The organism is Winogradskyella poriferorum (assembly GCF_050618035.1).
Taxonomy (GTDB): Bacteria; Bacteroidota; Bacteroidia; order Flavobacteriales; family Flavobacteriaceae; genus Winogradskyella; species Winogradskyella poriferorum_A.
The window spans coordinates 1-237 of record NZ_JBODPY010000117.1 but is presented as its reverse complement, the minus strand read 5'-3'; the positions used below and the strand labels follow the sequence as shown (position 1 = coordinate 237).

Sequence of the window (237 nt, the reverse complement as noted above, 5' to 3'; positions counted from 1 at the left end):
CACCAAATTTTACAGGTTTTCCGATTGCTGGTAAGGCACCACCATCATCAGATAATACTAAGCCAATTCTAATCTTGGCAAGTTTACATCGTAAGGTTTTAAATTCATCCACAGCCTGTTGCCATTGCTCCACAACCTCTCCTAAAAAAGAGTCGGAAACCGTGTGATTTTCCTCTGTGTAATAATTTGTAAGACTACTTGCATATATACCAATTGCGCTTGCTGATATCACATGAT

Annotated in this window: 1 pseudogene; it reads right to left on the bottom strand. The window is 38.8% G+C overall.

Features of this window, described 5'->3' with window-relative positions:
• Positions 1 to 237 (bottom strand): annotated as a pseudogene (locus ACRHOC_RS15140) (TIGR01777 family oxidoreductase); the annotation flags it as partial.